Genomic DNA, 15,069 nt, shown 5'->3' with positions numbered 1-15,069 from the left:
CTACTCTTCATAACTTTCAAGCCGGTGATTGAACTTGGCTTCAGTTTCGTTATAACGCATGATATGCATATCATCTGGGCCAAACGCCAAGCCGATAATCGCATCATCCGTGCTGGCATTGGTGGAATGGATCAGCCATTCGTTGCCGGCCTCATCATAGGCAAGAATTTCGTAGTAGTCACCACGGAATAACTGAGTGTCGACCTTGACCTGCAACTTGCCTTTTTCCGGCGTAGTGATGACCAGGTCTTCCGGACGGATCACGACTTCCACCGGTTCGTTGGGCCGCATGCCAGCGTCGGCACATTCAAATTGATGCCCTAAAAAGGCGACTTGGTAATCGGCCACCATTTTACCGGGAATGATATTGCTTTCGCCGATAAAGTCAGCGACAAAGTGGTTGATTGGCTCGTCGTAAATATCGACCGGTGAACCTTTCTGGAGGATTGCGCCCTTGTTCATGACAAAGATTTCATCGCTCATTGCCAGGGCTTCTTCCTGGTCGTGAGTGACAAATAAAAAGGTAATGCCAAGATTTTGCTGAAGCTCACGCAATTCATACTGCATATCCTTGCGTAATTTGGCGTCTAAGGCCGATAACGGCTCGTCGAGTAACAATACCTTTGGTCGATTAACAATCGCTCTGGCAATCGCAATTCGCTGTTGCTGGCCGCCTGATAGTTCGCTGATTTCCCGAGTGGCGTACTGTTCAAGCTGAACCATTTTGAGCGCGTCGTGCACCCGGGTTTGAATTTCGTCTTTTTTGGCGTTATGAACGACTAGGCCGAAAGCAACGTTGTCAAATACATTCATGTTTGGAAATAGGGCGTAGTCTTGAAAAACGGTATTGAGCTGGCGTTTGTTGGCAGGAATATCGTTAATTTCTTTGCCGTCAAACAGCACTTGCCCGGATGTGACTTCTGTAAAGCCGGCGATTGATTGGAGGATGGTTGTCTTCCCACAGCCGGAGGGGCCAAGAAGGGTGTAGAATTCGCCTTCCTGTAATTTGAAACTAATATTTTTGAGAGCTGTAAAGCCGTCGTCGTACTTTTTGTAGACGTTCTTTAATTCAACAATGGTTTTGCTCAACGGTCTTCCCCCTAATATGATTGATAAATTAATTATAACGATTGAGAGTGGGAAATGAAGCGGTTAGTTTCCAGAATATAAGCAAGAAAGTCGGATATCCCGGGCCGGGATATTTGGCTTTTTTGCTTATATGGCCGGAAACTGCTTCAATTCCCACGTTTCTGCAATGTAATAGTCGTGATTACAAAGAGAAACTGCTAATGTCTTGAAGAACGGTGGGTCGATCCGCCATTCATCTTGTGGACGTGGCGCTTGAACTTAGGCAGTGATTCATCACTGACAAATTTAAAGTTCTTCATCTTGCCGTTATAGGGATTGCCGGCCAAGCGGACCTTTAACCAACGCTCCATGGCGGCGATCATCGTGTTGATTGACTCAATTCGGGCGGGAACGTTTTCCTGCTTGGCAGCCGCCAGAATGTCAGTCTTTAAGCGGTTCACCAAATTCTGATGGTAGTCGACGAGTTCTTGGGTGAGTGGGGCGTCCTTATACTTGTTAAATAGTTTTTCGATCTGGCGCATCGCATCTTTCGAATTTTGCGGCGTGTAGTAGCGGTCGGAATTTGGCATATCTGAGACTTCTTTCTTGATTGATAGTTATTCATGTTCCATTTTACGGTACAATGGTATAGATTAACAGGTTGATGGAGGATGAAATTGATGAAAACAATTCTTGCGATTCATACTGGCGGCACAATTTCGATGTCTCAAAACGAAAAGGGCGAAGTTGTCCCCAATGATGAGAACCCGATTGCTGAAGAACAAGTGATCTTAAAGGGTCAGATTAACTTAATTACTGATGAAATGTTTAACCTGCCATCCCCTCACGTAACTCCTGAGGTGATGTTAAAAATTAAGCAGCGTATTATGAAGGCGATTGATGACGGTGTCGACGGCGTGGTGATTACCCACGGTACTGATACGTTGGAAGAAACCGCCTACTTCTTGGATCTGACGCTGCCCAACACAATTCCGGTTGTCGTAACAGGTGCCATGCGATCATCTAATGAAATTGGCTCGGATGGGTTGTACAATTTTAGAAATGCCATCCTGGTCGCCGCAACCGATGAATCCTACGGCAAAGGGGTCGTGGTGGTGATGAACGATGAGATTCACACGGCCAGATACGTGACCAAGACGCATACGACCAATGTGGCGACGTTTAGAACGCCGACTTTTGGACCAATTGGCATTGTAACGCAAAACAAGGCAAAATACTTCCAGGAATTAATTCAAACCGAAGTGTGTGACATCAACCAGGTGGTCGAAGGCGTCTATCTGATTAAGGCGTATGCGGGAATGGACGGCACGTTGTTTGACGCCATCAACAACGACAACACCAAGGGATTGGTGCTGGAAGGATTGGGAGCGGGAAATGTCCCACCCCAAACTTTACCGGCGATCCAACGATTATTGGATAACCATATCCCAATTGTCTTGGTCTCAAGATGTTATAACGGCGTCGCCCAGGATATCTATGATTATGAGGGCGGCGGCATCCAATTAATGAAGATGGGAACGATTCTCTGCCAAGGATTGAACGGCCAGAAAGCAAGAATCAAGCTTTTAGTTGGATTGAGTGATAATATGTCGGGTGATGAACTTAGGGAATTTATGGGGAATGCAATTTCGTAGAGTGCGCGACGAGACCTGGGTGGTCCCGGAGTGTAAGTCAAAAATTTTAATGATGAACGGTCTTTGTTCATCGTTGAAATTTTTGACTTACGCAGTAGGGACCAGGGTCGTCGGAGCACATTTCCACTAGAGAAAATTAAAGCTTGAACCTTAATCGACCACAAGCAAGCACCACAAATCAGCACCACAAACAACCAACCCAACCAAGAAAGAAGTGACACCATGAAAACCCTCTACGACAAGCTGCGCACCGCCCAAATCGACGAGCAGCTGATTAACGCTTTTCAAAATGACTCCGATATCGTTTACACCGGTGTCATTCAGTTTTTAAGCGATAAAGATTTCATCATGTTGACCTACAACGATTACGGCATTCAGGATGGTGAAGTTTATTTGAAGATTTCTTCAGTTAAATCCATTGATACCGACAGTTACGACTTGGCAAACATGCAGGATCGAATTGAGTTTGACGAGAAGCACCACCTCAATTCCCAGCCCTCTTTTGATTTACCAATCAAGATGAGCGACTCGTTGTTCGACCGGGTCATTCAGACATTGCACGATGATCAAAAAGTCGGTCTGGTGATTACCGCACAGGCAGGCAAGCTGAAATATAACGAAGGGCTCATTTCGGACCTTCAAGACGACGGAATGGTCTTTACTAACATTAATAAGTTTGATTTCTCAAAGCAGTCGGTGTTCAACATTCGATTTGATGATATTCGTGGTATTGAGTTTGGTGGGACTGAACTACAGCTGCTGCAAAATGTTTTGGATATGATTAAACCGGAAAATCATGTGGAAAATGAGATCATTGATGATCCAAGTGTCTTTCGTGATCAGATTGAACAACTGCGTAATAGCGGGGATTGGGTCGTGATTGACACCAATGATAACCGGAAGTATTTTTACGTTGGCAAGATTATTTCCAGCAACGAAAAAGAATTTGTCATGATGGTTGTCGATATGAACGGCCGATTTGGCGGTTACGTCTGGATTCGTTACGATGATATTGGTAGAATTATTACGGACTCGGATTATTTACGGGTGATCGATAAATTCGTGATTGAAAATAAACACAACAAGCATTTTGCGTTGCCGGTTTTGAATTCTGATCGGGCATTTGATAACGCGGACAACATCTTGATTCATATCATCACCCAATCGATTCAATACCAAAAAGTGATTCGTTTTGAGACTGCCGATGAGGACAATTTTGCTGGGTATCCAACCTCAATCGATCTGCAAACGGGAGTTTTGAATGTGGAATTGCTAGACGTCGATGACGATGGTGATTTGCCAACCCGACAAATTGGCATCGAGAATATTCGCGAGATGGCCTTTGATTATTTCAAGGCCTTTCTGACTGAAAATGAAATTGATTAGGGGGGATGCATGGTGGCAAAGAAAAAAGGATTTAAGATGCCCAAGTGGCTGGTCAATACCCTGCAGGTGACTTTGATGGTCGCAATATTGATGGCACTCTATAATTTTCTTGGCCCAATGGTTTTCAAAAATGGTAGTTACTTTCCATGGTGGACATTTCCGTACTCAGTGGTTGGTGCGCTGTTTTTAATCGGCGGCTGGAACTTTCTGTCGCACCGGATGAACGTAATGCACAACCAAATTATTGCCGAAGATAAAGCTAAAAAGCAACGTGAAGAACAAATTCGCCAAGCTGGAGCTGCCAAGGAACAAGCCGAAGCCGAAAAACGGCGTCAGCGCAATGCCAATCGCAACAAAGGCCAACAGCAATCGAGGTAAGCAAGATGGCAAAGCAAAAATTTTCATTTTGTCCGTATTGTGGGGCGAAGTTGAAGCCGGATGACGTTGTCTGTCCGAACTGTGGCAAGAAGTTGCCAGTCGATGAGAATCAACCGGCAAGTACCAATTCCTGGTGGACGGGATTGAGCCGGTTGTTTGGCAATCCTTATAAAGAAGGGATGAGCCGGTATCGGGCCGAGAAGAATGAGAAGCATCAAAAATAGGATCGAAGCGAGTCTGCTTCGGTCCTTTTCGTTTGTGGTTTGTTTTGTTTCTCGGGGGAACGGTTGTCGGGATTTTTGGGTCTCTCTTCCTCTTGTAAAATACACTTATGTTCAGGGCCCTAACCGGGTCTCGTCGCGCTCTGGTGCGCTTATGTTATTCTGAGGATCCTTCGGCTTTCAAAATACGCTCCGACGCAACTGAGGCTAACTTCTAAGTGCACTTTAATTAAAGTCCCAAACCCAGGGACTTCAATCAAAATACCCTTAGAAACCGCCTCACCCGTTGCTCGTCGCGCTCTATCTGACAAACTGCTCAATCGTTCTCTTCTCGTCCGGTGTGGGGTCCGATTCCATTGATTTGATATTGTGGAGGCGTTCAACGGATATGTGCAGGTTAAATGCTAACGCTGTGTCGGGCATATCGTTCTTCTTTTGATAATTAATAATTTCTTCCGCTAAGGTACTAAATTTTTCTGCCATCGTCATTCTCCTCCATCAAAATTCGTGATCCAACTTGCTCTATAAATCTATTATACCAATAATTGAAATTTTGACACATTTTAACGATGTTTCAGTCCATATTCCATTAGGGCCATGGCGATAATGGCGATGATGACTGCCACCCACCATTTGTTGGTTTGAATGTAAAAATAGTACAGTAAACCAAGGCCAACGACCAACTGGCCGGCATATCGCTCCCAGCGGTTCGGCAGGGACAAGAATGCCAGGCCGATTGCCAAAATGATTGACCCGATCAATACCACCTGGGCGCTGTCCAGCGAGCCAAATTGGGTGACCAACCCATAAATATCAACAATAATTCCAACGATTAACGCAAAAATTCCAAACGCAAATGCAAATTGATTTGCCCGCATAAAAAACGCCTTCTTCCAATATATCTTTCTCTTACATAATTATAAGTCAAAAAAGGAAATGTTGGAATATTGGCGTTTAGTATTTGATAAAGAATAGCAAAACTTGAACGGCGGCCAGCAGGACAACAAACAGTGCCCAATCAATTGCCGTGATGCGAATGACCTTGTAGTGGGTCCGTTCATAATCCTCGACAAACCCATGGGACGTCATGGCTTCTGCCAAGTTCTGTGACCATTGGATTGACGAGAGAATTGATTTAAAGTACAGCTTCGGTGACCAGAAATGCAGCGCCTCGCCGCGCATTAATGCCGAAGTCTTGATAATGCGAACTTCCTCGGCAATTTTAGGCATTAAGTTAAATGCGGCCAAAACGCCATAGGCAAATTTGGAGGGCAGATGAAAATCCTGCTCCAAGGTCAACGACAGGTCGGTGATGCTGCTGGTCAACGTGAAGGTTGCCCCCAGGAATACATAGGCATAGATCCGGGTAAACAGAATCCAGGCAAAATGGATGCCGGCACTTCCGTACAGCCATTGAGAAACGAATAGACCAACGGCAGGAAATAGTGGCCAAAAGATGATCCCAAACAAGGCCTTCATACTGACGTGTTGGGTGAGAATATATAAAAAGCTGATGGTGATCAGGATGATGTTGACAATCAAGCTTTGGGTAAACGAAATTTCCAACGCAATCAGCATCACCAATAATAATTTCATTCCAGGATTCATTTGATAACCTCCTGGTAAGTCAGATTTTGGTCTTCAAAGGCGGCGTGATAATCAATCAGGGTATCCAATCCGGACAGCTGATGCGAAATGATAATCTGGGTTTGATGGAAATCGTTTTTGGCCCGATTCAAGAAGCCAACCACGACCTCCAGGGAATGATAATCCAAGCCTTTGAATGGTTCGTCCATTAACAATACCGGCGGATTCATGATCAACATTTCAATGATTTGCAGCTTCTTCTTCTGACCTTCACTTAACGAATACACGATGCGGTCGTCTTTACCCGCCATATCAAGCTTGCTGAGCATGTCATCAACGTCAGCTTGCGTGTAGTCGGTATTCGTTCGATTGGCGAGTGACAAATCGAGCTCCTCTTTGACCGTGATGTTCAAAAATTGGTTTTCGGCATCTTGGAACAGTAGCGTCACTTTCTTCGCATACGGCAACGGCCGAATTTTTTGGATATCCTTGCCGTCAAAGACGATGGTCCCTTTATAGGGCAGCAGTTTGGTCAACGCGTTAAACAGGGTGGATTTGCCGATGCCATTGGCGCCGGTGATCAAAGTGGTTTTTTCTTTATAAAAATCAAAGTGGTTCAGGGTCAATAGCAGTGAGGCGTGCGGCTCCAATTTAAAATCGCTGAGCTTGATAATTGCATGGTCATCGCCAGTGGGAATCTCAACTCGTTTGTGCATCTGTTGAGTGGATTCGAAGTTTTTGAAGAAATGTTCAGCTTGTTGGTCATCCAAAAGGCTGATTTGATGGGTATCCGGATCCAAATAGTAGAATTCATCCACCAAGCCCCGATAACTGGTCAAATCATGGTCGGCTAAAATAATGGTTTTGCCGTGTTCTTGTTGGAGTAATTTTAATTTGTTAATCAAATCTTCCCTCGACCCCGGGTCAATGCTGGCAAACGGTTCATCCAACACGATCACCTGAGGATCCATGGCAACGATGCAGGCCAAAGCCACTCGCTGCTTTTCACCACCGGACAAGGTGTTGATCACCCGCGAACGCAGCCGCTTGATGCCACAGAATTCCAGGGCGTCATTGATGATGTTATCCATTTTATCCGGCGCAATCCGCAAGTTCTCCAAGACAAACGTCATTTCGTGAACGACAGTGTCCATCGCGAATTGCTGATTGGGATTTTGGAACATCATCGCCACTGACTGGCTGATTTTTTCCCGGGGGATATCCTTGATGTTGGTGTCGCCAAATTTGATCTCACCGACTGCATCAATCCCGATAAAATGCGGGTATAGGCCGGCAATAAAGTACAGCAGGGTGGACTTGCCGCTGCCGGATGGTCCGGACAGCAGTGAGAAATGATGACTCTTGAAGGTCAGATTAATGTCGTTTAAGACCTTGACGTCGCTTTGTGGATAGTGAAAAGTGAAATGGTTAATTGAAACATCAGTCATGATCAAATCCCCTATAATTACAAGTTAATTGCTTTACTACGATCCAATAATTTAACAATCATCTTGGTCAAGACACCGGCGAAGATAAAGGTTGAAATATAACGGGTGACGAATAGTCCCAAGAGCAGTGGCAGACTGAATTTGTCATAACCATTTCGAATCATGTCCCAGGCAAATGTCAAAACAACCGTAGTGAAGATTGACGCATTCAATCCGAACCAGTCATAGCGTTTGTAGCCGGTCAGTGTGAAACCGAGTTCAGAAGCAATTCCCTGGACCAAGCCGGAAATAAAGGCGCCTGCGCCCCATTGACCGCCAAGGAAGACTTCAACCGAAGCCCCCAGGAATTCACCCAAGAAGGCTGAACCGAACGTGCGAATAATGAATCCGGTTAATGGACCAGCCATGCACCACAGGCCCATCAACAGGTCATTGGCAAATGGGGCCATTCCAAATGGGGTCAGGGCAACAGTCAATCCGGTGTATAAAAAGCCGGCTCCCCAAAAAATAATACCAGTAAAAATAGCAATTAAGGCAATTAAAATAATGTTTCTAAGCGTCCATTGGCTTTGCTTTTTGCCGCCGGTTGCTTGACTCTTGTTATCCATAACAAGACCTCCAAATATGATTTTGATCAAATAAGTCACTGAAAGTCCAATTGCTGAGCACACAAAGAGGCCAGGCACAAAACTGGTCGTTTTGCCCTGGCCTCAGAAATTCATCTAATTGCAATTTATCCATCTAAATACAACGGAGCATGCTCCCTTCGCTGGAATTGTCCAGATCAGGTTCGATGGGTTTTTCTCAGCCAATAAGGCACCCCAGATAGTTGTATGATCAAATTCAGTATACAAGATATAAAAATAATTTACAAACCAAACTAATCCCTTAAAATGAGAGTATAACCAATTATCGAAATTTGAATGGAGGAGTCATTGTGGTGAAAGTGATTGCAAGCGACATGGACGGAACATTTTTGAATGATCAGGGAACTTTTGATGAGCAACAGTTCCAACAGCAATTGGATCAATTGGGGGATAAGGGGATGCACTTCATCTCCGCCAGCAGTAACCAATACCAGCATCTGTTGGGACTGTTCAAAAATGTCCACGGCCCGATCTCATACGTTTGTAACAACGGTGCATTAGTCATCGACGAACGAGGGGTGATCATCCACGAAGAGATCATTGACCATTTAGTCTTGAAGAAAGCCCTGGATTGGATTTTAAGTGAACCCAGTTTTGCCGGCGCCGAAGTGATCCTAGTCGGTCGAAACGGCACGTACTGCAACCTACCCGAGAATTCCGATCGCTTCCAGGCTTCCAAATATTTCTACGAAAATATGCAGTCGATGGCTGATTTGCGGCTGGTCTTCGACTCAATTTATAAGCTCGACATCACTTGGGAAGAAGGCGGCGTGCTCAAGCGGCAGGATGAATTCAATCACAAATTCAGCGGCCAGTTAAACGCCATTTCTTCTGGGATGAACGGCTTGGACGTCATGGTTGACGGTACCGACAAACTAACCGGAATTGAAATGCTCCTGCAAAGTTGGGGATTGACCTTGGACGATGTTGCAGCATTCGGAGATAACGGCAATGATTTTGAAATGGTCAACGCTGCCGGTGAGGGATACGCCATGAAGAATTCTGCTGCCGATTTGCTTCAAAAAGTTGAGCAGGTAACGGCTTATTCCAATAATGAGCAGGGTGTCCAACGAAAAATCGCTGACTACTTAAGCTAAGAAGCGGCTGGTGTTGGGATATTCCTCGACCAGGTCAGCTAACGAGAAGGACAACAGCTGTCTGGAATCGTGATACCTAAAGTAATAAGTCTGGTCGGTTGAATCCAACACAGAAATATAATGGGTATAGTTGAAATTGGGATGGTCGTCCATTGACGGCTTGTAGGGAATTGCCACTTCATCTAAAACGTTGAACAGGCGATTTCTGGCTTCGTACTGGGTCCGGCTGGGCTGGGTGCCGAGTTTGTTCACTGCAGCTACCAGAAATCTGGTGGTTGGGGTGTTGGTTGCTTTGGGCAGGTCTTGGCTCATGATGATTTGTTGTGCTTTTGCGGCCAGGGACTGTTGATTGGTCACTTTCAGCTTCTTTTCCAGTCGGGCCATATGTTCCGGATAAGTGGGCGAGTTGGTCATGACGCCGATTGAGTCCTCAATGACTTCCAGGCCGTCAACCGTTGGCTCCAGGATCAGTGTCTGACCTGATTTGTCAGTCAGAATCCAGTGAAATGAAAAGACCTCTTTGCCGGCCATCCAGTATTTGCCAATCAGGGCGATGTTCTTCAAGTCTGCTTTGACTTCTTCGAGTGAAGCGTGTTCGCCCAGCACCCAGGGTAAGAAATCCTGAGGGGTCAAATTGAGCTTGTCATCCACTTCATTGTCCAAATAATGGGCTTTCAGGGGAAACATCAACTCGGCACAGCTCAGGCCTTGGGTGTTGACGCCGTCTGCAACCAAGATGTTGTCATTTTCTTCAGTGCGGCCGCCACCAATGTAAGGATATTTGATCGGGCGGGTTCCCGATAAAGCGGTTACATAATTTGGCTGGTTAATCAGGACCGGTTTCCAAGCCGCTTTGACGGGGAAGTCCATGGTCCGTGCCAGGAGGACATGTTGATTAAGTGTTTCTAGGGTTAAGCTGGTGCACATGATTAGTCACCTCATTGATTAGTTTTGATGGAATCGCATACAAGTTAAATATAACACGATTTTGAATGGAAATTATGACAAAGCATCGCTGGCTGGGCAATAGAATGGTATTCAACTTATCTTTGCTCATACTCGCACTCACCAATAAACTAGTGTAAACTTAAATTAATTAAGAAGAAAAAGGGGAATGATTATGAAATCCGCCTGGAATTTAGTTGGGATGGCCCTTTGGCTGCTTCTCATCTGTTACTTTGCTTATATTATTCACGATATGCGGGCGCGTCGGCTTCGCTTGATCGTGACTGAAAAAAAGAGCTTTACGTGGCGTAACTTTTGGATTTCGTGTAGTGAAGTGGCAATTTTCCTGCTGTTTTTGTGGGGGATGTCGTACACGACCTTTTTCCAAGATGTCAAAAAATTGGACACGAACCGGACAACCACCAGTTATGCCTATAAACCACTGATCATCCGTTATCGCTCCGATCAATCGGACTACGTGACGGTTAGAAATGACAATGGTCGAAAGCCAATTCAAAACTATACGTATTATGTCAATGGCGGTAAATACTTGGTGAACAGCACGAATGCCACGGTGGTGTATGGCAAGAGTAATCTGAATGTCCAAGCAGAAACTTACAAGTGGAATAAGGAATACCTGGATCACCTTGATACGCGTTACCAGCACGCGTGGGTGGCAACGGTCACGACGACGTATAAGAAGAATTTCTTCAATGGAATTGGACTCCATGCTGGCCGGCAGGCCGATCGATTTAGTTTAATTAGAATTCCGGATAAGTCGTTTATGCATGTAGTGGGCGACTGACCCCCGGGAGATCCCGAGCATTAAGGAAGTAATCGGGTGTAATGCGCGTACTTTGCGCATTGCACCCGATTACTTTTTTAAGCGGAGGGATCTGGGGGTCAGTCGCCGTCCTCAAAATAGCAGGGACAACCAAAGAAAATAACAGCACCCCCGGGAGTTCCTGAGCATTAAGGAAGATATGGGGTGTAATGCGCGTTCTTTGCGCATTGCACCCCATATCTTTTTTAAGCGGAGGGAACTGGGCTTAGTCGCCGTCCTCAAAATAACAGGGACACCCAAAGAAAATAACAGCACCCCCGGGAGATCCCGAGCATTAAGAAGCTGTCCAAGATCTATGATTTTTGATATACTTCTATGTAAAAAGCGAGTTTAAGCTATGAAAAATTATCCCAGCAATATTACTCGGCAACAATTTGAATTAATTCGACCAGCTTTAGAAAATTTTCGTAAGCGAACTAAGCCTCGAAAATATGACCTCTACGAGGTCTTCTGTGCGGTCCTATATGTCTTGAAAACCGGTTGCCAATGGCGTCAAGTCCCCGGTGATTTCGGGTCTAAAATTTTTGGTGTTGAAGAGTTCGTCAACGCCGGAAGTTTTAGGCCTTTTTAGATAACAAAAAACACCTACTCCCTCCAGTGTTATGCTTTAAGCGACCAAACCAAAAGATAAACGAGGTAGGAATAGATGTCTCAATTAGATAGTACACGCAAATTGCTTGGAATTACAGATACAAATATTAATATTCAAGACGTTCGCGAAGACTTCCACGGCAAGGGGGCTGGTCGCAAGAAATACCTAGTGATCCGCGCCGAACTCACGTACACGCTCACGCACTGCCCACAGTGCAGTTTCCCTGATCTTCACAAGAACGGACACAAGCTCACCCACATCCACGTTGAGGGTCCGTCAGATCAACCTGTAGTTCTTGAACTAAACAAACAACGGTGGCGCTGTTTGAATTGTCATACAACTTGCACGGCGACGACACCCGTTGTCAAAGCGAACCATTCAATTGGAAACAAACTGGCAATAGACGCCTTAAAACTTGCCAGTAAGTCGCTCACAGTAAAAACCATTGCGCTACTTCTGGGAATCTCCACGAACTCCGTTCAAAGGGCACTTGACGACAATATCCATCCTCACGCCAGTCGTAAGCTCCCAGAGAATCTGTGCTTTGATGAGTTCCGTTCGACTAAGTCGGCGATGTCTTTCATTTGTATAGACGCCGATACCCACAAGGCCGTCAAAGTACTTGGGGGACGGCTCAATAAGGACATCAAGGAGTTCTTCATCAATCAATATAATGTCGCGCAACGCGCGGCTGTTAAGCGTGTGGTCATGGACATGAATGCCGCCTATCAGCTCATCGTTCACGAGCTTTTCCCCAACGCTGAGATTATCATCGACCGCTTCCACATCGTGCAAATGATCGGACGCGCAATGGATCAGATTCGCGTCACAACGCTCAAACAATTAGATGGGAAGTCTCGCGAATACAAGGTGTTGAAGTCGCTTTGGCGGCTATTCCATTTGGCTCATCCCGACGCCAAGAAGTCTCGCTATTTGTTCGGCCTCAATGAATACTCGCCCCAACAGAATGCCATCGATCTTGGTACTGCGGTATCGCCAATATTCAAAACTGCCTATGAGACTTACCTTGCCGTCCACGAAGCCTTGATGGATGGTCATCCTCGTGTCCTCAAGAGATTAATCACCGAATATCAGCCAACAGGTTCGGTCATGGACACTGCCATCGCCACCTTGCGCAAGAATCTCCCATGGATCATCAACGCCGCTAAGTCGCCATACTCCAACGGCCCTATTGAAGGCGTCAACCGTAAGATCAAAGAACTCAAACGGACCTGTTATGGATTCGCCAACCAAGCAAATATGTTCGTCCGGGTCTACCAGCTCATCGCTTAAGCTTTCTAAGAAGCTGTCTAAAATCTCTTAAGTAATAGTGCTAAAAACGCTAAAACGACCATTTGCAGACTGGTGGTTAATTGACGCTCACAATTTTTCCAAAGTCGCCGACAATTCTCTAGCCAACTAAAAGATCGTTCGACTACCCAACGTTGGGGCATGACTTCGAATCGATGCAACTCATTGCGCTTCGCAACCTGCACGGTTGCGTTTAAATTACTGGCTACATCGAGCTGAAAATTAACGCCTGAATAACCACCATCAACTAAGACATTTTGAACCTGGCGTAAATGCATGGCATGTAAAGCGATCATGGCACTGGCCCCGTCTCGATCAGAGACGTTCGCTCGCGTCATATGAATGGCCTGCGGAAAGCCATTGATATCAACTGCCAGATGGCGCTTAATCCCCGAGATTTTCTTACCAGCGTCGTAACCTTTGTTTTCAGCAGTAGCGGTGTTTTTGACGCTCTGAGCGTCAACGATAATAAAGGAAGTTAAAGCTGAACGTCCTTGGTAAGTTCGCCGAGCAATGACAATTTTTTTAAAACTTGTTCCAATAAAGAATCAGCCGTAGGCTCAGCTTTAGTTGACCAAATTTTGTAATAGTTGTAAACTGACCGCCATTCTGGGAAATCACCGGGGACTTGACGCCATTGGCAACCGGTTTTCAAGACATATAGGACCGCACAGAAGACCTCGTAGAGGTCATATTTTCGAGGCTTAGTTCGCTTACGAAAATTTTCTAAAGCTGGTCGAATTAATTCAAATTGTTGCCGAGTAATATTGCTGGGATAATTTTTCATAGCTTAAACTCGCTTTTTACATAGAAGTATATCAAAAATCATAGATCTTGGACAGCTTCTAAGGAAGTAATCGGGTGTAATGCGCGTACTTTGCGCATTGCACCCGATTACTTTTTTAAGCGGAGGGATCTGGGGGTCAGTCGCCGTCCTCAAAACAAATTCAGAGAATTGAAAAAAGCTGTGATAACGATCATCGTCAATTTTCACTAAAATAAAACCGACCCTTAATCCCCTGATCATGATTCCCAAATTGATTGCCAAAAATAGTACAACCACCAGCATGCTTGGCGTTATCTTTAACCCCAATCCGCAGCGTCCACGAATTCTTGGTGGTGTCTAATTCATTAATCGTCGTATCCGCAGAATGCTGGCCGTCGATAAACGAGCCGTGTTTGGAAACACGCAGGGACTTGAGCATGCCATATTGATTCATGTCGTTATACACCCAATCCGGCGTGTAGCGCCCACGAATATCAGAGAAGTCACCGGGACTGGTCCACGTGCCAATCTCTTTGCCATCCAGACTAATGGTAATATCAGACGGCCAGCGGTTGTTTGAAAATGGAAATTCAGAGCTTAACTCCATCGACAACTCGATCATTTCCAGTTCCTGGTCAGGCTTCAAGTAGTTTGGCACCTGGTACTCAACGTATCCCTTGGCAAACCAAAGCATCCCAGCTTCATAACGTTTGGGGTCCATGAAATAACTGGGGTTATCGACTTTGCCGATGAAGCCCTTTTGACCCGCCAAGCCACAAGAGGGCTGAACATCAAAATTGGTGAATTGCCCAATTGGCAGCTCAATATCCCAATTCTCATAAGGAATATAGAGTTGTTGCGGAAAGCTGACGTTGATTGTATCGATCTGGAGACTGCAAATCCGTTGGTTGCCCTTCTTTTGCGTCTTGATGATGTGGGCGTCTTCCAGCTTCTTCAAGTGCATGAGGGTAATTGGGCTGCTCAAGCGAATTGCCTTAGAAATTTGTGAGACGTTCATCTTTTTTTCTGAAAGTAAACGGATGATTTTGATTCTGACCTGACTGTCCAAAGCAGCAAAAATGGGCAGCGACTTATTTGAAATATCAAGGTCCATATGATTACCT

At 45.4% G+C, this 15,069-nt stretch carries 17 protein-coding genes, 1 pseudogene and 1 riboswitch; of the genes and pseudogenes, 8 read left to right on the top strand and 10 right to left on the bottom strand.

The window, feature by feature from the left end:
- Entirely contained in the window at positions 1-1,089 is a 1,089-nt protein-coding gene (locus tag KE627_RS04020; RefSeq protein ID WP_013728746.1) for an ABC transporter ATP-binding protein, read from the bottom strand.
- A 197-nt stretch (positions 1,090-1,286) separates the two neighbouring features.
- Positions 1,287-1,658 (bottom strand): hypothetical protein, encoded by a 372-nt coding sequence (locus KE627_RS04015; RefSeq protein ID WP_013728745.1) that lies wholly within the window; start codon positions 1,656-1,658, stop codon positions 1,287-1,289.
- Between the two features lie 81 nt (positions 1,659-1,739).
- Here KE627_RS04015 and KE627_RS04010 point away from each other — a divergent pair, with 81 nt between their 5' ends.
- The 4 genes from KE627_RS04010 to KE627_RS03995 all read left to right on the top strand — a co-directional run bounded on the left by KE627_RS04010 (position 1,740) and on the right by KE627_RS03995 (position 4,711).
- Entirely contained in the window at positions 1,740-2,723 is a 984-nt protein-coding gene (locus KE627_RS04010) for an asparaginase (protein ID WP_275452918.1), read from the top strand.
- 222 nt (positions 2,724-2,945) lie between these two features.
- Positions 2,946-4,109 carry a hypothetical protein gene (locus KE627_RS04005; RefSeq protein ID WP_056939147.1) on the top strand — a complete coding sequence of 388 codons (1,164 nt, stop codon included), beginning with the start codon at positions 2,946-2,948 and terminating at the stop codon, positions 4,107-4,109.
- A 9-nt stretch (positions 4,110-4,118) separates the two neighbouring features.
- Positions 4,119-4,487: a cell envelope integrity protein TolA gene (locus KE627_RS04000; RefSeq protein WP_013728742.1), complete on the top strand. Its 369-nt coding sequence runs from the start codon at positions 4,119-4,121 to the stop codon at positions 4,485-4,487.
- 5 nt (positions 4,488-4,492) lie between these two features.
- Entirely contained in the window at positions 4,493-4,711 is a 219-nt protein-coding gene (locus tag KE627_RS03995) for a zinc ribbon domain-containing protein (protein WP_013728741.1), read from the top strand.
- Between the two features lie 297 nt (positions 4,712-5,008).
- Here the strand turns inward: KE627_RS03995 and KE627_RS03990 are convergent, their stop codons facing one another.
- The 5 genes from KE627_RS03990 to KE627_RS03970 form a co-directional block, all read right to left on the bottom strand.
- On the bottom strand, positions 5,009-5,191 hold the full coding sequence (locus KE627_RS03990; RefSeq protein WP_013728740.1) for an LBP_cg2779 family protein: 183 nt from the start codon (positions 5,189-5,191) through the stop codon (positions 5,009-5,011).
- An 80-nt stretch (positions 5,192-5,271) separates the two neighbouring features.
- On the bottom strand, positions 5,272-5,586 hold the full coding sequence (locus tag KE627_RS03985) for a hypothetical protein (protein WP_013728739.1): 315 nt from the start codon (positions 5,584-5,586) through the stop codon (positions 5,272-5,274).
- Positions 5,587-5,662: 76 nt separating this feature from the next.
- The gene (locus KE627_RS03980; RefSeq protein WP_013728738.1) at positions 5,663-6,316 is read right to left on the bottom strand and encodes an energy-coupling factor transporter transmembrane component T family protein; all 654 of its coding nucleotides are present in this window, start codon (positions 6,314-6,316) and stop codon (positions 5,663-5,665) included.
- Positions 6,313-7,743, bottom strand: a complete 1,431-nt coding sequence (locus KE627_RS03975; RefSeq protein ID WP_013728737.1) for an ABC transporter ATP-binding protein — start codon at positions 7,741-7,743, stop codon at positions 6,313-6,315. Before KE627_RS03975 ends, KE627_RS03980 begins: the two co-directional genes overlap by 4 nt.
- A gap of 17 nt (positions 7,744-7,760) precedes the next feature.
- On the bottom strand, positions 7,761-8,351 hold the full coding sequence (locus KE627_RS03970) for an ECF transporter S component (protein ID WP_013728736.1): 591 nt from the start codon (positions 8,349-8,351) through the stop codon (positions 7,761-7,763).
- Between the two features lie 136 nt (positions 8,352-8,487).
- Positions 8,488-8,577: riboswitch (TPP riboswitch) on the bottom strand.
- Between the two features lie 103 nt (positions 8,578-8,680).
- Here KE627_RS03970 and KE627_RS03965 point away from each other — a divergent pair.
- Complete coding sequence (locus KE627_RS03965) at positions 8,681-9,487, top strand: Cof-type HAD-IIB family hydrolase (protein WP_013728735.1); 807 nt, start codon at positions 8,681-8,683, stop codon at positions 9,485-9,487.
- On the opposite strand, the gene KE627_RS03960 is transcribed toward KE627_RS03965, so the two are convergent.
- On the bottom strand, positions 9,479-10,414 hold the full coding sequence (locus tag KE627_RS03960) for a linear amide C-N hydrolase (protein WP_013728734.1): 936 nt from the start codon (positions 10,412-10,414) through the stop codon (positions 9,479-9,481). The genes KE627_RS03965 and KE627_RS03960 overlap by 9 nt on opposite strands.
- 193 nt (positions 10,415-10,607) lie before the next feature.
- Between KE627_RS03960 and KE627_RS03955 the strand changes: the two genes are divergently transcribed.
- The 3 genes and pseudogenes from KE627_RS03955 (at position 10,608) to KE627_RS03945 (ending at position 13,161) form a co-directional block, all read left to right on the top strand.
- A complete protein-coding gene (locus KE627_RS03955; protein ID WP_013728733.1) occupies positions 10,608-11,237 on the top strand; it encodes an LVIS_2131 family protein in 630 nt (209 codons plus the stop codon).
- A gap of 376 nt (positions 11,238-11,613) precedes the next feature.
- Positions 11,614-11,787 (top strand): annotated as a pseudogene (locus KE627_RS03950) (transposase); the annotation flags it as partial.
- A 135-nt stretch (positions 11,788-11,922) separates the two neighbouring features.
- Entirely contained in the window at positions 11,923-13,161 is a 1,239-nt protein-coding gene (locus KE627_RS03945) for an ISL3 family transposase (RefSeq protein ID WP_056939305.1), read from the top strand.
- 17 nt (positions 13,162-13,178) lie between these two features.
- On the opposite strand, the gene KE627_RS03940 is transcribed toward KE627_RS03945, so the two are convergent.
- Positions 13,179-13,966, bottom strand: a protein-coding gene (locus KE627_RS03940) for an IS5 family transposase (protein ID WP_080487858.1) whose coding sequence is annotated in 2 segments (ribosomal slippage) — positions 13,179-13,708 and positions 13,708-13,966 — 789 coding nt in all. Because the reading frame shifts where the segments join, the coding sequence is not laid out codon by codon here.
- Positions 13,967-14,162: 196 nt separating this feature from the next.
- Positions 14,163-15,059, bottom strand: a complete 897-nt coding sequence (locus KE627_RS03935; protein WP_013728732.1) for an ArsR/SmtB family transcription factor — start codon at positions 15,057-15,059, stop codon at positions 14,163-14,165.
- Positions 15,060-15,069: the final 10 nt, after the last annotated feature.

The organism is Lentilactobacillus buchneri (genome assembly GCF_018314255.1).
GTDB lineage: Bacteria > Bacillota > Bacilli > Lactobacillales > Lactobacillaceae > Lentilactobacillus > Lentilactobacillus buchneri.
Note: the sequence above shows the minus strand (reverse complement) of the source record. Positions and strands in the feature narration are given on the sequence as shown.